Source organism: Desulfotruncus arcticus DSM 17038, from assembly GCF_900113335.1.
In the GTDB taxonomy this organism is placed as follows: Bacteria; Bacillota; Desulfotomaculia; order Desulfotomaculales; family Desulfallaceae; genus Desulfotruncus; species Desulfotruncus arcticus.
This window is the reverse complement of record NZ_FOOX01000008.1, coordinates 68,218-89,783: the sequence shown is the minus strand read 5'-3', so window position 1 is coordinate 89,783 and position 21,566 is coordinate 68,218. Positions and strand designations below refer to the sequence as shown.

General features: G+C 44.3%; 19 protein-coding genes. 9 read left to right on the top strand and 10 right to left on the bottom strand.

All coding sequences use genetic code 11. The annotated features are described in order from the left end of the window. The first annotated feature begins 11 nt into the window (after positions 1-11). Positions 12-578 (top strand): epoxyqueuosine reductase, encoded by a 567-nt coding sequence (locus tag BM056_RS11935; RefSeq protein WP_238456437.1) that lies wholly within the window; start codon positions 12-14, stop codon positions 576-578. Between the two features lie 214 nt (positions 579-792). Further along, positions 793-1,245, top strand: coding sequence for a hypothetical protein (locus BM056_RS11930; protein WP_092471642.1), 453 nt, complete (start codon positions 793-795; stop codon positions 1,243-1,245). Positions 1,246-1,700: 455 nt separating this feature from the next. Here BM056_RS11930 and BM056_RS11925 read toward each other — a convergent pair whose 3' ends face one another. Next, the gene (locus tag BM056_RS11925) at positions 1,701-2,279 is read right to left on the bottom strand and encodes an NAD(P)H-dependent oxidoreductase (RefSeq protein ID WP_092471641.1); all 579 of its coding nucleotides are present in this window, start codon (positions 2,277-2,279) and stop codon (positions 1,701-1,703) included. 107 nt (positions 2,280-2,386) lie between these two features. Between BM056_RS11925 and BM056_RS11920 the strand changes: the two genes are divergently transcribed. Then, positions 2,387-2,989 (top strand): FmdE family protein, encoded by a 603-nt coding sequence (locus BM056_RS11920; RefSeq protein WP_337833505.1) that lies wholly within the window; start codon positions 2,387-2,389, stop codon positions 2,987-2,989. A 100-nt stretch (positions 2,990-3,089) separates the two neighbouring features. Here BM056_RS11920 and BM056_RS11915 read toward each other — a convergent pair whose 3' ends face one another. Together BM056_RS11915 and BM056_RS11910 are read right to left on the bottom strand one after the other, a co-directional pair. After that, positions 3,090-3,599 carry a DUF3231 family protein gene (locus tag BM056_RS11915; RefSeq protein WP_165613494.1) on the bottom strand — a complete coding sequence of 170 codons (510 nt, stop codon included), beginning with the start codon at positions 3,597-3,599 and terminating at the stop codon, positions 3,090-3,092. Between the two features lie 70 nt (positions 3,600-3,669). Beyond that, positions 3,670-5,442, bottom strand: coding sequence for an NAD+ synthase (locus BM056_RS11910; RefSeq protein WP_337833504.1), 1,773 nt, complete (start codon positions 5,440-5,442; stop codon positions 3,670-3,672). A 367-nt stretch (positions 5,443-5,809) separates the two neighbouring features. Between BM056_RS11910 and glnA the strand changes: the two genes are divergently transcribed. The 3 genes from glnA to BM056_RS11895 all read left to right on the top strand — a co-directional run bounded on the left by glnA (position 5,810) and on the right by BM056_RS11895 (position 8,991). Next, on the top strand, positions 5,810-7,132 hold the full coding sequence (glnA, locus tag BM056_RS11905) for a type I glutamate--ammonia ligase (protein WP_092471638.1): 1,323 nt from the start codon (positions 5,810-5,812) through the stop codon (positions 7,130-7,132). A 135-nt stretch (positions 7,133-7,267) separates the two neighbouring features. After that, a complete protein-coding gene (locus BM056_RS11900) occupies positions 7,268-8,614 on the top strand; it encodes an ammonium transporter (protein ID WP_092471637.1) in 1,347 nt (448 codons plus the stop codon). Positions 8,615-8,652: 38 nt separating this feature from the next. Further along, on the top strand, positions 8,653-8,991 hold the full coding sequence (locus BM056_RS11895; protein WP_092471636.1) for a P-II family nitrogen regulator: 339 nt from the start codon (positions 8,653-8,655) through the stop codon (positions 8,989-8,991). A 439-nt stretch (positions 8,992-9,430) separates the two neighbouring features. Here the strand turns inward: BM056_RS11895 and BM056_RS11890 are convergent, their stop codons facing one another. From BM056_RS11890 to atoS, 5 genes are all read right to left on the bottom strand, one after another. After that, positions 9,431-10,282 (bottom strand): TIGR02186 family protein, encoded by an 852-nt coding sequence (locus tag BM056_RS11890; RefSeq protein ID WP_092471635.1) that lies wholly within the window; start codon positions 10,280-10,282, stop codon positions 9,431-9,433. Further along, positions 10,282-11,214, bottom strand: a complete 933-nt coding sequence (locus tag BM056_RS11885; RefSeq protein ID WP_174549952.1) for a sulfite exporter TauE/SafE family protein — start codon at positions 11,212-11,214, stop codon at positions 10,282-10,284. Before BM056_RS11885 ends, BM056_RS11890 begins: the two co-directional genes overlap by 1 nt. A gap of 15 nt (positions 11,215-11,229) precedes the next feature. Continuing rightward, positions 11,230-11,619 carry a hypothetical protein gene (locus tag BM056_RS11880; protein WP_092471634.1) on the bottom strand — a complete coding sequence of 130 codons (390 nt, stop codon included), beginning with the start codon at positions 11,617-11,619 and terminating at the stop codon, positions 11,230-11,232. A gap of 249 nt (positions 11,620-11,868) precedes the next feature. After that, a complete protein-coding gene (locus BM056_RS11875; protein ID WP_092471633.1) occupies positions 11,869-13,254 on the bottom strand; it encodes a sigma-54-dependent transcriptional regulator in 1,386 nt (461 codons plus the stop codon). Continuing rightward, entirely contained in the window at positions 13,232-15,082 is a 1,851-nt protein-coding gene (atoS, locus tag BM056_RS11870; protein WP_092471762.1) for a two-component system sensor histidine kinase AtoS, read from the bottom strand. The genes BM056_RS11875 and atoS overlap by 23 nt, the downstream gene beginning before the upstream one ends. 295 nt (positions 15,083-15,377) lie before the next feature. On the opposite strand from atoS, the gene BM056_RS11865 reads away from it, so the two are divergent. The 3 genes from BM056_RS11865 to BM056_RS11855 all read left to right on the top strand — a co-directional run bounded on the left by BM056_RS11865 (position 15,378) and on the right by BM056_RS11855 (position 18,224). Continuing rightward, positions 15,378-15,842, top strand: a complete 465-nt coding sequence (locus BM056_RS11865) for a CBS domain-containing protein (RefSeq protein WP_092471632.1) — start codon at positions 15,378-15,380, stop codon at positions 15,840-15,842. Between the two features lie 18 nt (positions 15,843-15,860). Continuing rightward, positions 15,861-16,427 (top strand): CBS domain-containing protein, encoded by a 567-nt coding sequence (locus BM056_RS11860; protein ID WP_092471631.1) that lies wholly within the window; start codon positions 15,861-15,863, stop codon positions 16,425-16,427. A gap of 198 nt (positions 16,428-16,625) precedes the next feature. Further along, positions 16,626-18,224, top strand: coding sequence for a methyl-accepting chemotaxis protein (locus BM056_RS11855; protein WP_092471630.1), 1,599 nt, complete (start codon positions 16,626-16,628; stop codon positions 18,222-18,224). Positions 18,225-18,371: 147 nt separating this feature from the next. Here the strand turns inward: BM056_RS11855 and BM056_RS11850 are convergent, their stop codons facing one another. Both BM056_RS11850 and hydG read right to left on the bottom strand, forming a co-directional pair. After that, positions 18,372-19,892, bottom strand: coding sequence for a GGDEF domain-containing protein (locus BM056_RS11850; protein ID WP_092471629.1), 1,521 nt, complete (start codon positions 19,890-19,892; stop codon positions 18,372-18,374). A gap of 241 nt (positions 19,893-20,133) precedes the next feature. Continuing rightward, positions 20,134-21,564, bottom strand: coding sequence for a [FeFe] hydrogenase H-cluster radical SAM maturase HydG (gene hydG / locus BM056_RS11845; protein WP_092471628.1), 1,431 nt, complete (start codon positions 21,562-21,564; stop codon positions 20,134-20,136). Between the last annotated feature and the right edge of the window lie 2 nt (positions 21,565-21,566).

Here is a 21,566-nt window from a genome sequence, read left to right as displayed (position 1 = left end):
GTGGATTAAGTTTGAGCTTGCGCGAACTAATTGATTTGCAGATAAAGAAGTCTATTCCGGAATTTGGTATTGTAAGCTATTACAGGGAGCCTCTGGTAGGTTTTGCCTCCGCCAGTGATCATTTGTTTACCCAAATTAAACAAGTAGTTGGCCCTCAGCACATGCACCCCAAAGAATTTCTGTCCGGGGCAAAAACAGTGGTGGCTTTTTTCCTGCCGTTTAGTGATATCATCATCAACGCCAACCGGAAAGCGTCCGGTGTAGCCCGGGAATGGGCGGAGGCGTATATTGAAACCAACAAGCTGATCACCAAAATTTGTGGACAGGTTATCAATTTGCTTGAAAAAGAAGGTTATAGTGCGCTGGCTGAAAAACCCACCCATAATTTTAACGAGGAGGATCTAACTGCGGGGTGGTCTCATAAAAGCGTCGCCTTTGTTGCCGGGCTTGGCACCTTTGGCGCCAACAGGATGCTAATTACCAAAGCAGGCTGTGCCGGCCGCTTTGGCAGCATTGTTACTTCAGCGGTCATACCGCCCAGTTCAAAACCGCAGGAAGAATATTGTAGGTTATTATAGTCAAGGCAAATGCCTTTATTGCGTTAAACGTTGCCCCACGGGAGCACTAAAAACCGGTGGAATTGAAAAGCATATTTGCTACCAGCGTCTGCTGGAAGTGGATAGGGAGTTTGCAGATTTGGGGTTATGCGATGTCTGCGGCAAATGCGCCATGGGACCTTGTGCCGCCGGCCCGTATAAGATGACCTAATCAGATTGACGACGAGGTGGAACAATGTATTGCCAATTGGATCAGGTTGGTGAAATCCTTAATATCGCCGGGGCGGTAAAGGATGCTGTGGCAAAGGATGCTGCAGGAGTCTTCGATGTTGCAACATTAAGTTTTAAAGCCAGCTCCGTTATTTTTGGTTTATTGCTTTTAAATGATAATGATGTTTTCATTAAAAAAGGAACGGTAAGTATTAAAGGTATTCAGGCAAATTACTACTGGGTGGAGCTCTATCTGGACGGCCTGCCTTTTATTTTAACGGTTATTAATGAGGCGGCGCCGGAGGTTTTATTTTTGCCGGAGGAAGAAGCGGAAGAAGAATACGGTTTTTTACCGGAGCAAGACCATGAATGGCGGCCCTCTGATTGCGAAGAAGAAATTTGGCGGGCAGTGCTGGCTACCCTGGATGTTAACAAGCCTGTTCAGCAGATTTTAGGAGAAATTTTAAAAATTATCTAGGTAAAATTTATACCAGACCATGCATAAACATAGAATACAGTTACATTATTCCTTGGTTACGCGCGGGTAAGATAATGGACATAAGCATCAGAAAAAGCCAAAATAATTAAACAGGCAGCGCCAGTTTACTACCAGGGACCAAAAAGGGGGTTTTATTAAAAAAAGAGAATCTGTTATTATAAACTAGATAGCTTTAAATTATATATAAGGAGAGTGGATCCATTACTATGGATGATGGCGCGTCGCCACTATTGATTATCATTTTACTATCTCTTTTCATGGTGTTTGTTAACTTCGTATTTGTTGCGAAAGTATTCTTTAATAAAGGTAAAACCACCCCGTCTTTCACGACAGCGGGGCAGGTTAAGCCCCGGGATAGAAAGTTGACCCAACCAAATTGATTATTGAAACCAGGAACCTCGTGTATTTTAGATTATACACGAGGTTCCTTTCTATTAAAGTGCCTTTACAAATGCCCTAACTTGTTCAAGCATTTTTTGGCGCTCTTCGTCTGAAACCATCGGTACGGCATAACTGTTGTGATATTTCATATCTGAAAAACCGCAGAAGCTGAAAATCCCATTTACAATGGATGTATTAATGGCGTCCATCATCCCGGTTTGTTTTGCTGTGTTTTCGTCTGCACCGGTAGTGGTGATAACTGCTGCCCGTTTGCCGGTTAAAAGCCCTCTGGGCCCACTGGCGGTATATTCATAAGCAAAGCCCTGGCCCAACACCCGGTCGATGTATCCCTTCAGGATTGCGGGAAAAGAATACCACCAAATCGGGCTGATTATGACCAGGGTGTCGGCCCAGGCAACATCAGTCTGCTCGCGGGCGATATCGTCGGGGGTTTTGCCGGAAAGCATTTGCTGAAAGTCGGAAGCGCTGAGAACGGGGTTCCACTGCATAGCATAAAGATCTTTAACTTTTACTTCAGCGCCCTTTTTCCCGAGTTCTTCCTTGACAGTTCCCAGAACTGCCGCATTAAAACTTTGGGGATTGGGGTGGGCCAAAATTATAAGCGCCTTCATATTTTAAAGCACCTCCTTGCAATTTTGAAGTTAGCATACCACATTGACAAAATATTAAAAACCATATAGCATGAAAATTGAAAAAAATTGAGGTGATAGCTGTGTGTATGGAAAAAACTCCTTGGGAAAAAGCTGTGGACTTTCACGGCCATTCGTGTCCCGGTTTGGCTATTGGCTTTAAAGTATCTGAAATAGCGCTAAAGCATTTGCAGCAAATGCGTTCACAGGATGAAGAACTGGTAGCGGTTGTGGAAAATGATGCCTGCAGCATTGATGCCGTGCAGGTTATGACCGGCTGCACCCTGGGCAAGGGAAATTTAATTTACCGCGACCTGGGCAAACAGGTCTACACTTTTGGCAGCCGCAGCGGTAACCGGGCGTTAAGGATCTCTGTCAATGGCGATGCCCGGCGTCCCGATCCGGAGATGACGGAACTGCGCCAAAAAGTCTTCGGAGGCTCAGCTTCACAGGAAGACAGGGCGAGGTTTCAATTGGCTCAGGGCAGAAGAATTGAACAAATTCTTCATATGGACGAAAATGAGTTTTGTAAAATAGAAGAAATTGATTTTAAGTTTCCACAAAAGGCAAAAATTTTCCCTTCGCATAAATGCGCAAGCTGCGGCGAAATGGTAATGGAGCCGCGGCTCAGGGTTAAAAATGGTGAATTTGTTTGCTTGGATTGTTTCGAAGATTATACCAGAGGCTGGTAATTCTGGCGCTACAGCTTAAAGTAAAAAAAACGCGCGCTAATGGAACTGATTAAGCGCGCGTTTTTTTACGGGTAATCACAATACCGCTATATGTAGGTTTTTAGGCGTTGTAAAGGGGGGGGATATGCAGCCAGCCCTTCATTTTGCCGTATTTGCAGGCATCGTCAAAAACCTGTAACTCTACATTCAGGAACTTGATAAACATTTTTCTTAACACATCGTTAGTGTAAAAGTTTCGTATAGCGTTTAAATGATAACCTAAAAAGTTTTCGCACCCCGTTAATACATCTTTAAATATCAACCTGTCATTAAAAATTTCGGTGTTGTTTTTAAAATTAATTTCTTTAGGAGGCCTGCATGGTAAGTGTAACTCATACCTGGCCATAGTATTTTCCAGTTCCCGGGTCTGGTTCTGCAATATATTGAATCCTTTACTTAAAAGTACTTTTAAGTCGGGGTCGTGTGCAAGATTAAGATAAATCTGAGTCTTTTCTATGCAATCATACCTGGAGGCAAGCTGGTTCCATATTATATATGCCTCACCGGAGTTTAGTTTCGGCGCTGTGGCCGTTTCTGCCGCCCCGATGTGAAAATTGAAAAACTGCACCACGTTTGACACCTCCTGTATATTCATATGATGCTCTCTGCAGGCGCCAAATATGCGGATGCAATTCCCGCTGTTAGTGTGATCGCCAGCGCTGGGCAATGGGTATGCGCCGGCCCGGTCCGAAAGCTCGGGAAGTTACTCTGATGCCGGGAGGTGCTTGCTGCCGCTTGTATTCAGCGTTATCAACCCGGCGGGCAATGTCTGTTACCAGCTGTTTGCCATAACCCATGGCTGCTATTTCGTCTACGGATTTAATGTCTTCAATATAGGCTTTAAGAATTTGATCAAGCACGGGATAAGGGGGTAAACTGTCCTCATCCTTTTGGTCAGGCCTCAGTTCGGCTGAAGGGGGCTTGTCTATAACACTGCGGGGTATGATATCACCGTCCCTGTTGATAAATTCAGCCAGTTCATAAACCATTACTTTGGGGACATCCGCCAGGACGCTCAGCCCGCCTGACATGTCACCGTATAATGTGCTGTACCCCATAGCCATCTCCGATTTATTACCGGTAGTTAAAACCATAGGACCTTCCCGGTTGGAAACGAACATTAAAATGTTGCCCCGTATTCTGGCCTGAACATTTTCTTCAGCCAGATCAATTACAGGTTTGCCGGTTGGATTAAGTTCCCTGATATAAGCTTGGAAAATATTTTCTATAGGTATAACTCTGTATTCTATGCCCAGATTTTCAGCCAGGGCGCGGGCGTCGTCCTTGCTTCCGGAAGATGAATAACGGGAGGGCATGGAAATACCGATTACGTTAGAGGGGCCAAGCGCGTCGGCAGCCAGGGCAGCTGTCACCGATGAGTCTATGCCGCCGCTCAGGCCAACAAGAGCCCGTCTAAAACCGTTTTTATACAGATAGTCCCTGGTTCCCAGCGTCAGCGCCCGGTAAACCCAACCAATGTTTTCGTTGATTTCCACGGGTGGGGCGGGGTTATTCTTTAAGGTTTCAGTATCACAGACAGCCAATTCCTCCTGAAAGCTTGGCAATTGGGCGATTAACGCACCGTTATCAGTTACTGCGCAACTGGAGCCGTCAAAAACCAGATGATCGTTCCCACCCACCTGATTTACATATAAAACCCCAGTACGGTGCCTTATGGCTGCTTTACTCAGCATTTCGGCACGCAGGCTGTGTTTCCCGTAGCTGTAGGGTGAACTCGAAAGGTTAATGATTATATCCGCGCCTTCGGCGATTAATTCCTCCACCGGATCGATATCATATAATTGCCGATGCCAGAAGTCCTTATCGTTCCAGATGTCCTCGCACACTGTTACACCCAGTTTGATTCCCCTGAAATCAATACACTGCCGCCTGGCTGCCGGCGCAAAATATCTTTTTTCATCAAACACATCATAAAAAGGCAGTAGTGTCTTATGCTGAATACCTGAAATACAGCCTCCAGCCAGTAAAATGGCAGAATTATAAAGCCGGTCGTCTTGACGCAGCGGTGCTCCCAGCAGGACGCCGGTATTCTCACAAACGGCAGCTATTTTCTTTAACTTATCTGCCGCAGCATTAATAAACTGACCGGACAATAACAGGTCTCTGGGCGGGTAGCCTGTTAGGGACAGCTCCGGGAAAACCACCAGATCGGCTCCCTGTCTACGGGCTTTTTCAGTATAAGCAATAATTTTCTCGGTGTTGTACTGCAAGTCACCCACAACCGGGTTTATTTGAGCCAGGGCTATTTTCATCCAGTAATCACTCCGTTCGAAATAAATAATACCCGGTATTTTTTCATAAAATACCGGGCGTCTTTGCCCAAGTGAGAATAGCTTGAGCCAATTATAAAATATATTAAACTTGTTGTCACCAGTCTGCTTTTGATCTCGCATAACGGGACATTTTGCCAATTTCTCCCGCTAACGGGGTGTGATTCAATTTATCTCGTTAACCGCCGCTAAACTTGAACCAAGTCTTCTTTATTAAAAAAACTATTGCTTTTAAATGACCAATGCTTTATAATTTAGACATTAAAATTTAATATACTGTTTAATACATTGATGTATTAACTTAACGGCGATGATGCCCACAAACAAATTTGTAAAAATTTGTTTGTGGGCTTTTGTATTTTACCGGCCCAACAACGATGTTGGAATATTACGGCGAAGAAGCCGGCAGAAGGTATTTTAAGGACCTTGTGTCGGCTTTTATAGTTATAAAAGTTATAAAACAAATTTATTAACTGAAGGGTGGTCTAATATGAACAAAAATGACGTGATTGCAGAGGCGAGGGAAAAGGGAGTCAAGTTTATCCGATTGCAGTTTACCGATCTTCTTGGGGTCATGAAGAACGTTGCTATTACCATTGATCAACTGGAAAAAGCCCTGGACAATGAATTAATGTTTGACGGTTCCTCCATTTACGGGTTTACCAGGATTGAGGAATCAGACATGTACCTGCGTCCCGACCCGAATACATTTGTGGTATTTCCCTGGCGTCCAAGGGAAGGTGGAGTGGCCAGGTTGATGTGTGACATTTATAACCCCGACGGCACTCCTTTTGACGGCTGCCCCAGGGTAATCCTGAAACGTACTTTGGCCAAGGCCGCCGAGATGGGTTACACCATGCAGGTAGGGCCGGAGTTGGAATTCTTCCTGTTCCGCCTTGATGAGGATGGTGTTCCCACTTTAACCACCCATGACAACGCCGGCTATTTTGATCTTTCACCGGTGGATTTGGGAGAACAGGCACGCAGAGAGATCGTTTTAACACTGGAACAAATGGGTTTTGAAATTGAGGCTTCGCACCACGAGGTTGCGCCCGGCCAGCATGAGATTGATTTTAAATATTCCGATGCGCTCGATACCGCTGACAAGATTGTTACGTTTAAGTTTGTGGTGCGAACCATTGCCCAGCGGCATGGCCTGCACGCCACCTTCATGCCGAAGCCGGTTTTCGGCATTAACGGCAGCGGCATGCATACCAACCAATCACTGTTTAAGGACGATGCTAACGCGTTCTATGATACCGCCGATCCCATGCAGTTAAGCAAAGAGGCGTATTACTATATCGGGGGGCTGCTGAAGCATGCCAGGGCGATTGCGGCAGTTACCAACCCCACTGTAAACTCTTACAAAAGGCTTGTGCCCGGTTATGAGGCTCCGGTATATATGGCCTGGAGCGGGCGGAACCGCAGTCCGTTGATCAGGATACCGGCCAAGCGCGGGGCCAGCACAAGGGTTGAATTGCGGAATCCCGACCCTTCATGCAACCCGTACCTGGCACTGGCAGCTTGTCTTACCGCCGGACTGGACGGCATAGCCAATAAAATTGATCCACCGCCGGCATGCGACAGGAACATTTACCATATGACTGAATCAGAGCTAAGCGAATTAGGTATAGGATCGCTGCCCGGCAGTTTGCAGGAAGCTTATGCCGAACTTGCTAAAAATGAAGTCATCAAAGGTGCACTTGGTACTCATATTTATGAAAAACTGGCCGAAGCTAAAGCCAAGGAATATGACAGTTACCGCGTAAGAGTACACCAGTGGGAGATTGACCAATACCTGACTATGTTTTAAAAGATTAACTAAATATAAAATGGGTACGGAGCAGTATCCAAATTGGATAAAGAAGTCCTAGCACCGCATTAGAGGTGCCGGGACTTTTCTTTTTGTAAAAACCAATTTACAAACAGCTTTAAGGAGGAAAGTCTTATGCATAGAAGATTAACAATGATATTAGCTCTTTTGCTGATTGGGGTCTTATTCCCGGCAGCGGCCTTTGCCGACGGACCCACCCCCGAATCCAATGCTGTAGCCATAGATACGGTTTGGGTATTGATTTGCGGTTACCTTGTTTTTCTGATGCACGCCGGATTTAGCCTGGTAGAGGCTGGTTTCACCAGGGCTAAAAATACGGTAAACATAATGATGAAAAATTTATTAACGGTTTCTCTTGGTATGATTTTGTTTTTTGTTGTTGGTTTCGCTCTGGCCTTTGGTGGCGATACCGGTGGATTTATCGGAATCAAAGGATTCTTTCTGGGAAATTTAGAAGGTCTGGATTTTGGCATACCGTCTTTAGGCTTTTGGTTCTTTCAGGCAGTGTTTTGCGCAACGGCTGCAACCATAGTTTCGGGGGCTGTTGCTGAGCGGATTAAATTTATCGCCTATATTATTTTTACTATTGTCATCACGGCTTTTATCTACCCCGTTGTAGTGCACTGGGTATGGAACGGCGATGGCTGGTTGGCTCAAAAGGGTTTTATTGACTTTGCCGGTTCCACTGTGGTGCATGGCGTAGGCGGTTGGTCCGCTCTGGTGGGCGCCTGGCTGCTTGGAGCGAGAATAGGCAAATACGGCAAAAACGGTGAAATACGGGCTATCCCCGGTCATAATATTGCGCTGGGAACCCTTGGCACACTGTTGCTTTGGCTGGGATGGTTCGGGTTCAACCCCGGCAGCACGCTTTCCGGCACCACCGGGGACATTGCTCTGATAGCTACAACAACAATGCTGGCGGCATCGGCCGGTACTGTCGGTGCTATGATTGTAACCTGGGTGCGGTACGGTAAACCTGATCTGGGGCTTACACTAAACGGAGCGCTTGGCGGGTTGGTGGGTATTACCGCAGGATGCGCGGCGGTTAGCCCGGCGGGAGCTTTAGCCATAGGACTCATTTCCGGTATGTTGCTGCCCCTGTCAGTAGCATTTTTCGACCGGGTTGCTAAAGTTGATGATCCGGTAGGAGCTATCTCCGTACACGGCATCTGCGGTCTTTTCGGTACGCTGGCGGTGGGGTTGTTTGCGGTGGACGGCGGTCTCTTTTACGGCGGCGGATTCAGCCAACTGGCTGTTCAGGCTACGGGAGTTGTGGCCGTGGCGGCGTGGTGCCTGGCACTGGGCTTTATCGTATTTAAAGTAATTGACCTGGTAATAGGACTCAGAGTTAGCGCGGAGGAAGAAATGGAAGGTTTGGACCTTGGTGAACACGGCATGGAAGCTTATGGAGACTTCATGATGCGTTCCGGAGATGTGACCGGCTTAATGGGGTTTAAATAAACCAGTGTAAATACATTTTTAGATAGGAGGGAAACTGGATGGTTAAAATTGAAGCTATTGTTAGACCCGGGGTGCTGGAAGAAATTAAAGAGGGTCTTTCTAAATCCGGTGTTCACGGCATGACCGTGTCACAGGTAATGGGCTGCGGTTTACAAAAAGGCAGGAACGAGGTTTACCGGGGAACAGAATATAGTATTAATTTGCTGCCAAAAGTTAAAATTGAGCTGGTCATTAAAGATAGCCTGGCCGATAAAATCATTGAGGTCATATCTAAAGTAGCCAGAACCGGAGAAATAGGAGACGGGAAAATATTCGTTTATCACATTGAAAATGCAATACGAATTCGCACCGGTGAAACAGGGGAAAACGCGATCTAAATACTTGTTTTGCAAAAATAAACAAAAGCCGGGAATAGCACTATTCCCGGCTTTTGTGTTTGATACTCCGTTTAAGAATTTTTATTTGGATATTTAATAAAAAGTAACTTTGTAATGTGCAGTATTTATAGTTTATTTAAGCAAATTGTATATAATGTAACTAAGAGGTGACTTATTATGTTCAAAAATAAGTATCTTAGAGGCATTGCATTGTTTTTTGCCGGCTGTCTTGTCCCCTTAGTAGGCTCACTAAATCACGTTATAATGGAACAACTTACAAAAAAACAAGTAAAATAAAAATAAGGTATATTTAACATTCCATAATTAACATACTGTTAATCAAGTCATAAGGCCTATTTTAGTAAATTATATTATAAGCTTGGCAAAAAAAATCCTGCCCGTCAGGGCAGGTTATATATATTAATAGTGGATTGGGGACTTAATGACCGGCACTGGCGTCAAAACCCCCGCTTTTGCCGCCGCTGAGGATTTTTTCAATATAGCCGAATAAAAATGCAATTCCAGTGCCGAAAAACAGAGCGATTAAAACTGCAATTAAACCGTAAGTCGGTCCGTCAAATATGGCTTCGCGATTTAACCAGCTGGTTAAGCCCACGGGATTAACTTCAAGGGATGTACTGGCGGTTTCCAATAGACTGCCTTCTCTAATAACGTAAACTGTTATGTTGCAAGTTTCCTGAGGTATATTGGGAGGTAATTTAACTGTGGCCTGATATTGCCCGTTTTCAACTTTAACCGCGTTTTCATTGATAGCATACAGACCGCTTTTTTGGTAAATGTTAATTAATGAGCTTACAAAATCTCTGGACTCCTGAGCGGAAAGTGGTACATAACCGCCAGCGGTTTTTTTCTTCACGCTGGCGGTTTGATAAATTGGCTCAAAATCCCGGGCAAGTCCTAATTTCTCCTGAAGTTCTTGCGGTAAAACCGTTATTTTTTGTGAAGATATAATTTGGTATAGTTTGGGAACGTTGCTGACTTCAGTATTTTCAACGTTCATCCACATTCCCCCCACCCGGCCCTTCTTATTGAGTTCCAGTACCGAGTCGTTGGGCGAAGAAACTTTAATATAAACATCGGCTCCATCTGGAACGGAACCGGAAACCGATAAATCCGCACCTTTAAAATTTAAGCCGATGTTTACTTGCTGCGGCGATACAGCCGGTGCTGTATCAGCCACAGCGGGAATTGCGCAGATAAGTACAATCAACAGCACAGTAATCAGTAAACAACTTAATTTGATCATTTTCTTTAATCTCATCAATATCATCAGTGACCGCCCCCCAGTCCGATTAAATTGGCAGGAGTGGCAAGTAAACTGACAAGCATTTTGGCCATGACCAAAAGAACGATTAAACTGAATACAACCCTTAACTGCTCACCCTGCAGCTTTTTGCCCAGCATGGCTCCGAATTGCGCCCCGATGGATGAACCAATTAGTAGAAATATGGCGAGCATAAGGTCTACCGTATGATTTAAGGTGCTTTGAGCCAGGGTGACATTAATCGCAGTGAAAATAACTACAAATATGCTGGTGCCAACGGCATTATGGGTGGGTATGCCGATGAGGTAAATCATAATGGGCAGCATAATGAAGCCACCGCCTACACCCATTAGAGCCGACAGTATACCGATCAGCAGGCCCAGCACCAGCAGCGCCAGCAGCGAGCTTTCTATTCCCGATACCTCGAAATACATTTTCATGGGCAAACTTTGCATAAATTTGGTTGCCGCCGAAGTCTTTTTAATCGTTAAATTATCCGCAGCAGTATCTTTTTTGCGTAATTTTTTCAATGAGCTAATGCTTTCAACCAACATAAACGAACCAACTAACAGCAGCATTACCACGTATGAGATATTTAATACAAAATCAAAATTACCCAGGGACCTTAATATTTTGACCAGAACGGTGCCCAAACTTCCACCAATCAGGCTGCCTACCAGGATGATAAAACCAAGCTTAAAGTCAACGTTCTTCTGTTTACTGTGAGCCAGGGTGCCTGAAGCAGAAGCGGCCACAATTTGATTGGTATCACTGGCAACTGCCACAGCCGGTGGAATTCCCATCATCATTAACAGGGGTGTCATCAGGAAACCGCCGCCCACTCCAAATAATCCCGACAGTAATCCTACTGTTCCGCCAAGCCCGAGAATTGCAAAAATCGAGATGGGCATTCTAGCTATGGGGAAGAATATTTCCACTGAAATCCCCCTTTCTTATTGTAACCGGGGTACATAGTTTTGATTGGACCTCGCTGGTTCTCTGGCCAGTAAAACACCGGTGTAATACTTGGTGGCTTTGTTGTAAAGAGCCATACCGCTTAACATAACGAACAGCAGCAGTGCGGTAATACCCCAGGTAAAGTTTTTAACCTGGGTGTCTTCAGGCGTGTAAACAGCACCGCTGGCATCCTGCCAGGCATATACTTCTTTTGTGTCCGGATTCTGTTTGACAATTTGGTGCTTTTGGGGGTTAAAGTAATGCGGAAAAACCTCGGCTTTTAAAAAACTCATACCCGCCCAGAATAAGGCAATGGAAAAGATTAATGCAGCTACACTTAACCAGACACTGAATTTATTTAATTTTGCTCTGGATTGTTCGGTCATTATAAAAACCTCCTTTTTTAATACCGTTACTTATTAAACAATAAGTTTGTAAAGTACCACCTCCGTTTGTGAAAGTGAATTTTGTAATTATCTTTGTTACTCAATAAAGCAAAGGGTGTGCCAGAGGTGGGGGTACAGGCACATGCCCCAATCTACAGCGTTTGTCAGAGAAAAAAAGTAATCAGGGTTAATTTAACACCCTGATTACTTGAAGGATGAGTAAAATATGCTCATTGTACTGGGTAATTATTACCCATCCACAAGATCGAACTCTTTCATTTTGGAATATAGTGATCTCCGGTTTAAACCAAGGGCTTTGGCTGTCTCCTGGCGGTTCCAGTTGTTGGCGTTTAAAGCCGCCAGAATCATTTGTTTCTCCACTTCGGCGACTACTTCTTTTAAGGTTTTGTTTTTATTGATGACCAGCGGCAAAGAGTTTGAATGATTATTGCCAAGCATTAAATCACCGTTTAAAGGCAGCGGCAGATCTTCAAACATAATCGCTGCACTCCGGCTCATTACCACGGCCTGCTCGCAGATGTTTTTCAGCTCGCGCACGTTGCCGGGCCAGTTATAATTAACCAAAGATGTCATAGCATTTTGATAAATGCCGGAGATTTCCTTGTTGTATTTTTTAGTGTACTTATTTAGAAAGTGATTGACCAGCAGGGAAATATCGTCCTTGCGTTCCCGCAGTGGCGGGATCTTGATATTTACAACATTTATCCGGTAGTAAAGATCCTCCCGAAAATTTCCTTCTTCCACCATTGTTTTTAAATTTCTGTTGGTCGCGGCCAGTATCCTTACATCCACTTTAATACACTTGGTGCCGCCCACCCGCTCGAATTCTTTTTCCTGCAGTACGCGCAAAAGCTTGACCTGGGTGTGGAGGGGAAGCTCGCCGATTTCATCCAGAAAAACGGTGCCGCTGTGGGCCAGCTCAAATTTGCCCGGCTTTTGGTAAATTGCTCCGGTAAACGCGCCTTTTTCGTGGCCGAACAACTCACTTTCCATTAGATGCTCTGGTATGCTGCCGCAGTTAATTTTAATAAAAGGGCGGTTGCTGCGCCTGCTGTTATTGTGAATGGCTCTGGCGACAACCTCTTTGCCGGTGCCGCTTTCGCCCTGGATTAAAACGGTAATGTCGCTGTCCGCAACTTTACCTATAAGTTTAAAAACATCCTGCATATGTCTTGACTGGCCGATTAGGTTATCAACAGCATCGGTTTCCTGGTCGAGCTCTTCCCGGAGAGTGGCTACCTCTGATACCAGCTGCTGCATTTTAACCGCTTTTTGAACTGTCAGCAGCAATTCATCCAGGTTCAAAGGCTTGTTGAGATAATCATGCGCGCCCTGTTTCATCGCCTGAATGGCAATTTCCGTGGTGCCGAAAGCCGTCATCAAGATAACGGGAACATTTACTCCCATTTCTTTAAAATCATTAATCAATTGAATGCCGTCTGCATCCGGCAGCCTGATATCAAGCAGGATGGTATCGGGGGTTTTGTTTTCCAATATGTTAATAGCGTCTCTGGCATTATAAGCAATCCAGGCTTCAAAGCCTGCATCCTCCAATACATCTCGCAGCAGTTCGCATACTCCTTCTTCATCATCAACAATTAAAACCTTCCACACAACTGTCACCTCTCCTGTATTCCGGTAAAAGGAACTTGATGGTAGTGCCGCGATTGGGCTCGCTTTCGACCAATACTGAGCCCTTATGTGCTTTTATAATTTCATGCGCTATGGCCATGCCCAGGCCCGTTCCTTTGGCTTTCGTGGTAAAAAATGGTTCAAATATCTGTTCCAGCACCTCTTTAGACATGCCGCAGCCGTTATCCTTTATGGCTGTGCCGAGCATCCCTGTTTCTTTCTCGTGCCAGGTAGTTATCTCCAGTATCCCCCGGCCGCTTTCCATGGCCTGGTAGGCGTTATACATAATATTGGAAAGTACTTGTTCAATCTGGTGCGGGTCAATGTACGCCGGGGGCAGGTCGTCCTGCATTTGGCAGTATATCTGAACATCCCCGCCGTGGGCGTCCGCGAAAAATTGTACACTTCTATTGATTAACCCGTTAAGGTCGCATTCGGTAAAAACAGCTTTGGACGGGCGGGCAAATTCCAGCAACTGGTCTGTCATGGTGGCCAGCCTGCGCAATTCACGGTTGACAATGTTTAGGGACTTTGCCGAAGGAGCGTGGCCTTTATTCCAGAACTGCATATAACCGGTTACGGAAGTGAGCGGGCTTCTTATTTCGTGGGCTACTCCAGCTACCAGTTTACCCAGTGAAGCGAGCCTTTCCTGGCGGCTGACGCTTTCCTGCAGGCGTACTATTTCCGTAATATCCCTGCAGTGGAGCAGTGCTCCCACCAGTTCCTGTCTGACGTTAATCATCAGGGAAGTGCTTATAAGCAGGTGTCTGGATCTTTCGGAAGTGTTATCGTAAATGACATCCAGATCCTTAACCGGTTTCCTGTCGAGGGTGCTTTTCAACAGGCCGGCAAAAGGAGTGGAGCCGTTAAAAACTTCGTCAACTTTCCGTCCCAGGCAGGAATTGTCAAGGCTTAGTATTCTGGCTGCCGCCGGGTTAAAATTAATGATGTTTTCGTTAATATCGATGGAAACCGTACCATCGTCAATACTGGTCAGGATCAGGTCGTTATATTGCTGCACATCAATCAGCTTTTTAAACATCGCATTGACAGCATCGGTGATTTGCCCCAACTCGCCGGATGCTTTGGGAAGGACGTAGGTGGGGTCATTCCCGAGCGTTTCCAGACCTTCTTTGATGTCGTCTACGCTGCGGACAAATTTGTTGATTACGCTAAATGCTCCTCCAAAACCCAGAAAAACACCAACTAAGATAATGCCGTAAACATCCTTTTGAATGACATCAATTCTTTTATAGATTTGGTTGATGTTTTCATTGGCCCATACCGCGCCTATAATCTTTCCATCCCGCATCAGCGGCCGGTAGGTTTCCAGCTGTCCGCTGCCGGGCTGTCCCAAAACCTCAAATACAGGTTTTTCGCTTTCCATGGCATCGTCAAAATTCCTTTTGCGGCGGGTGGAGAAGTTTTCGTGAAGATGGTCGTTATTGCCGTCAAGGATAACATCAAATGATTTTGAATAAAACCCGATATCCAGTTCGGGGTATTTTTTCCTCGCTCCGTCTACGATGGGCTTTAAAGCCTGGTTTAATGCCTTTTCCTGGTCACGCCTTTGTAAATTTTCTATGTTTAAACGCTTCACAGTATCTTCAAAGGACGTATTGCCAAAAGAATCATCCAGATAATCCATAGCTTCTTCCAGCACCTTTTGATGACTTTGAATCATCCCCAACTCGGTGGCGTTAACCATATGAAAGAGGTATATGGCCAGAATTATAGGGATCAGCAGCAAAACAGCTATTAAAATAAGCAGTTGGTTGATAAAGCCTCTTTTAATATTTATAGCTATCATATTATCCTCACTATTTGGGGGTTTGTTATTATTATAACATTTCGGCGGGCTTTGTGGGAGGTTTCTGCCCATATTAAGGGCAAAAACCTCCCTGATAAATATTGCCACGCACCGTTAAATGCGGTTAACTCGAAATAAGTGCGACTAAGGTTCAGGTGGGGGCAAAACCCCACCTGAACCAAGTCTTCTTGATTAGAAAAGAGGACCTACCTCCTCTTCCCAATATATTGGCACCATTTTTGCGAATAATATTGTTGAATGTTGTTGGCTAAAATAATGGCGAGGCGGTGCTGTAATGAACATGACGCCTACCGGGGTAATGGTGCCTGCCGGCGACTATCCGGTGGTTCACGAAAATGAATCCATTAACAGAGCTGCAGATATTCTTGTCAGTAGTTTTCGGAATAAAGACGGCACCTGGCGGGGCTATGAATCCCTGCTTGTAAAAAATGACTATAATGAAATAGTGGGGCTGTTTACTTTACGTTCATTATTAAAAGCTCTGGGGTTAAATGACCAAGATAGTATCAATAGTTTAACCGGTCTGTTTTTAATCAAGAGTAAAAATGTTTCATTACAAGTCCGGAATTTTATGCGGTCTTTGGATAACAGGATCATCAATATTGCTGATGATCTTAATCAGGTAGTGGATGTGATTATTAATAACCAGGTTAATTCAGTTGTTGTTGTGGACTGCGATAAAATTGTGGGCGTTATCAGGGCCATCGACCTCTTATGGTTTGTGGATGAAATGATTTAATACCGTGGGGGGATTTGTATGAACGAGGAGTTTGTAGGTTATTATGCGACTCCAATTGCCAAACACACAGCTGTTAAAGAAAATGATACTTTAACCGGAGCGTTGGGTGTAATTAAGGAATCCCTGCACAGGTCGGAAAAAGGTGGTGCCTGGCGAGGGCATCGTCTGGTAGTGGTAGTTGACGATATGAATGAACCCACTGGACTTTTAACCGTCAGAAATATCTTAAAAGCGATAAAAGTTAAAATGCTGGTAAGTAACACTTATTATAAAGCTGAATTTGACAGCTGGTATTTCCTTGAGCGTGCGTCAAGCGGCGGCTATTTGACGGTTAGGGAAATTATGAGGCCGATTGGAGCTATATCTATAGATTACTATAGCTCAATCTTTAAGGCGGCGCGGCTGTTTTCACGGTGCGGTTTTAATTATCTTCCCGTGCTGGAAGACGGGAAAATTTATGGTATATTAAACTCGCGGGAATTATTTTACGGTTATTATGAATTGAACCGGTTCCAAATTGCGCAGGATCCGGAGGCAGGACCTTCTAAAGCCGGCAAGTTGGCTAAAGGTTATGCAACTGTGTAATAAGTATGTCAGAGATAAGCAACAAGCCCGGCGAAAGGCCTGGCTTGTTGCTTATTTTGCAGTTTAGGAAACTAAATCAGCCTGACTGGTTCAAACGGCTATTATATGATATTTTTACATAATTTGCAGGTGTTATAAGATTATTGTCGAATAGCTGCTTTATGTTGGATATACAAAATATTGGGGAGAGTGTTGGCAATGGGGTTGAAAATCAAGGGGAAAATCCTGGCCGGTATTAGCATAGTTATTCTATTGCTGTTGGGTGTTTGTGCATATCTAGTATTAAATATGAAAAATATCGACGATAGCTATACCGCGATGATTAATAACGAGTCCGCCGCTTTCATCTCGATACAGGGAGCTTTGGCACAATACAGTAAAGCTGCAACCTATCTTAATGACTATATAATAACGGGTGACTCAGTTGATATCGACCAATTTCAGCAGGCTTTGGGTGAAGGTGATGCCAGTTTAAATCAAATTGCTCCCACGATAGATTCAGAAAAGGAAAAGCAGCTTTACGATGAGCTAAAGAAGCAGGTTTCTGTTTTTAAGGGTTATGGTAAACAGATGACAACCTTGGTGCAAAACCGTGAAATGGTCCAAAATGAAAAAGACAGAATTGCAGCGGAAGAAAGTGTAATGGTATGCAAAAAAGCCAATACCAATGTTATTAACAATCTGACCACTAGCGCCGAAGAGCTGGCAGTACTCCAAAACCAGCTGTTGGCTGACAGTAAAAAACAAACCATGGCTGCCGGAGCGAATGCGGTTAGCGTATCCATAATAATTATAGCTGTTACTATTATCCTTGGCTTGGTAATAGCAATAGTTATTGCCCGGATCATTGCCAATCCTATCCGGTTGGTAGATGATCAGGCGGTAAAAATAGCTGCCGGGGACCTGGCCGGAGAAATGATAAATGTCAGGTCCAGGGATGAAGCCGGGCGATTGGCGGATTCTTTTAATCGCATGCGGGAAAATCTGATAGAAATTGTTAAACAGCTTCAGGAAAAATCACAAAACGTTGCTTCATCTGCCACTGAACTTTCAGCCAGTGCTGAAAACGTCTTAGCGGGGGCAACCGAGACGGCTTCAGCAATGACTGAAGTGGCTGCAACTGTGGAACAGATTACCGGCAACACCCAGCATATATCGGAAGCTTCCAATGAAAGCGCAAGCTTGGCCAAAGCGGGCAGGGAAGGTCTGCAAGAGGTTGCCGTACAAATGGAAATGATCCAAGAGGCTGCTGTTACAGCCGGTGATGTAGTTAGCGGCCTTAGTTCTGCCACTGGTAAAATCACTCAAATAGTTGAACTAATCACTCAAATTGCAGATCAAACCAACCTGCTGGCATTAAACGCCGCCATTGAAGCAGCCCGGGCAGGCGAGCAAGGCAGAGGTTTTGCTGTAGTGGCCGAAGAGGTTAGACAGTTAGCTGAGCAGTCGGCCGATGCGGCTAAGGAAATACAGGCCTTGATTGTAAATGTCCAGCAGGAGTCACAAAAAGCAGTTCGGGGAACTAAGGAAAATGCTGCCCGGGTGGAAGCCGGGGCATCGAAAATACAGAATGTCAAAGCTTTGTTTGAGCAAATTATTGATTCTGTTCAAAATTTGGCGGAAGAAATCCAGCAAGTAGCTGCTGCCACCGAACAAATGTCAGCCTCCGTACAAAATGTTGCAGCAACAACCGAAGAACAAACAGCCGTAATGGATGAGGTTTCTTCAACTACACAAAACTTGACTGTTTTAGCTGAAGAGTTGGAAGCACTGTCTATGAAATTTAAATTAGCATAATTGGGGTGCAGGACCTTCTCAAACCAGCAGGTTGGCTAAAGGTTAGGCAACTGTATAAAGAGTATGGCCAAGATAAGCAACAAGCCAGGAAAAAGGCCTGGCGTTTGTTGTATTTGCTTTGCTTGAGGTAGCTGCAAGTACCAGCAGCTATTCAAGATCAGCGCTATATAACATATAGTTAAGATTATGCTTCTTAGCGTGATACATAGCAATATCAGCTTTTTTAATAAGTTCCTCCGGGTCACTGCCGTGGTCTGGATAAATACTAATACCGGTGCTTAATTTAACAGTAAGCTCATGCTCATCAATTTTAACGGGGATTTTAAAAATGTTGTTCAATTTCATAGCTACGTTAATAGCTGTATCCTGTGAATAGATCCCTGGCAATAGGATAATAAATTCATCACCACCTACTCTTGCTGCGTTATCACTTTTTCGTAAATTATCTTTAAACATTTGAGCTACTTTATGAAGCAAATTATCTCCTACATGATGTCCCAGCGTGTCGTTAATCGATTTAAAGTTATTAAGATCAAGATATAATACTGCCAATTTACCCCCACTTTTTTTAATGCTGGATATATTGTTTTTGATTAGTTCGTTAAATAATTTTCTATTTGGTAAATCTGTAAGGTGATCATGGTAGGCTATATATTCAGATCTATGAAGTAAAAAAATGATAATAAAGACAAAAGCAAAATAAACTGCAGTAATTATCGCAATATTTGTATAAAATGACTCTCTTTCATTATTAATGTCTTTTATTAGCCATCCGTTATCATAAACTATTTCGATAACATTCGAATTCCACCAACTTAAATTACCGGCACTTTGAGATGGAAGGTAAGGAATATATTTATAGATATATGTAACCCCTAAAGAAGAACCATTTTCAGCTCTTATTTGAACCTGATTTAACCTTAGGGCTTTTTCTATGTGGGTGACCTTATTTTTATCTGTAACTTTACTATAAAAAGGCTTATTTTTTGATACCTTTAGGACAACACTTCCATTTTGATCACTTTTGTAAATAGAAATATCTTTAACACAGGGGTACTGGTTTTTTAAAATATCTACGGCTGAAAAGGTATCTAAACTATTTAATGCTGGAAACCGTTGACCTATGTTAATACTTAGTTCTAACAGGTATTTATGGTCAGGTGTGGGTATATAGCTATATTTCATTAATTCACCTGTGTTCGTTGATAGGTCCATACGGTCGGATTCAAAAGTGTTTCCTTGGAGACGTGCTGCTAGTAATTTGCAGAAACTAGGAAAATTTTTAAAATCCAAATCACGGTCCTGTTCAAAAGTTGTATCGACTACCTTAAAATTTTGATCAATTATATAAATTTCACAATTGCCAAACCGGTTTTTCAATTCTTCAAAGTTCCAGTTTAATATATCAGGTTCCTGCTGATATTTTTTAAGCATCACTAAAGAATATTCCTGCATCCGGGCATTAAGTTCTTCCTCAACAACTTGAATGCTGATATTGGCATATTTAATGTTATTATAGATACTTTCCTCAATTAACTGATGCTGGACCTGATCTTCAGATCGAATAATTTGAACAGTATTTTGATAATTATTATAAAAGATAGATACTAGAATTAAATAAACCAGTACTATGACAATGTATCTAAAAATTAGAACTGCTTTTTTCATCTGTTACACCTTCAAAACCAGCTTTTTTGTTGCAATCCAAAGAGATGTAGTCACTACATCTCTTTTAATTTTAACCCATTAATTTTACTGCCGGGTACTTTTTATAATATTACTATTTATTATTTTATCTGGCAAAATTTTTAATGTAAAAGATTTATTTACCGACAACTAAAAAGAAGCCTCTGGTTTAGAGAGGCTTCTTTTTACGTCCTGGATGATAATTATATCAGTTGCGGCATGTTTAAAAATATAAATCCCGCTGCCCCTGTTCGATTAGTTTGAGTCGTTCCTCAGTTAGTTGACGGGTTTGGGGATTGCTGATCTCGTTAAGATGGTTGGCAATTGTCCGGTGTCCTACTTCCCTGGTCTCCGGCGAGGCGTAATCTTCCAGATACTCTTTAAAAGTCAGGATGGCATTGGGCTGGCAGACATTTTGAATCTGGCCGCTTTTGGCCAGCGGCATAAAGCGGTCGCCCGTGCGCCCCTTGCGGTAGCAGGCGGTGCAAAAACTTGGGATATAGCCTGAATTGCAGACGCTGCGCAGTACTTCGTCCGGACTGCGGTGGTCTTCCACCTGGAACTGAGGTGCCTCATCGCAGCCGGCGTCACAGGCTGCTACATCAGCATGTTCTTGCTTATAGCCGCCCACCCCGGTACATGATCCCGCGCTGATTTGTGATATGCCTACATTAATCAGCTCGTCTCTAAATTCCGGTCTTTCCCTGGTGGATAAGATCATACCGGTATATGGTACGGCCAGGCGCAGCACCGCTATTATTTTTTTGAAATCCCTGTCATTGACCAGGTTGGGCAAATGGTGATAATCCACGCCTTCAGCGGGCCTGATCCGGGGCACGGAGATGGTATGGGGCCCCACGCCGAAAGCTTCTTCCAGGTGCAAGGCATGCAGCAGCATAGCCACCACTTCATATTTATAGTCATACAGTCCGAACAGCACGCCGATACCAACATCGTCAATGCCGCCCTGCATGGCCCTGTCCATGGCTGTTGTGTGGTAGTCGTAATCCCTTTTGGGGCCGGTTGGGTGCACGGCGGCGTAAGTTCCCCGGTGATAGGTTTCCTGGAATAAAATATAGGTGCCGATGCCGGCTTCTTTCAATTTCCGGTAGTTACCCACTGTGGTGGCGGCTATGTTGACGTTGACTCTCCTGATGCTGCCGTTGGCTTCCTTGACTTCGTAGATTGTTTTGATTGTATTCAGAACATATTCAATGGGGCAGTTTTGGGGGTCTTCACCGGCTTCCAGCGCCAGCCGTTTATGGCCCAAAGATTCCAAAATTTTAACTTCCTCCCGCACTTCCTCCGCGCTCAGCCGGCGCCGGGTAAACTTGTTATCCGTGCGGTACCCGCAGTAGACGCAGTTATTAACGCAATAGTCGCTGATGTAAAGGGGGGCAAAGAGTACCAGTCTGCGACCGTAAATCTTTACTTTAATTTTATATGCGGTACGGTACATCTCTTCCAGCAGCTCTTCGTCCTCAAGATGAAGGAGTACGGCGCATTCATAGGGTGTCAGTCCTTCGGCGCCGCCGGCTTTTTCGATAATCGCCCGGGCTTCTTCTTTCCCGGCTTCCCTGGCTTCGGACAGCCAGGCATTAATTTGTTCCTCGTTGATGAAATCGGCACGCATGTTTTCCTGATTGGTTTCCATGA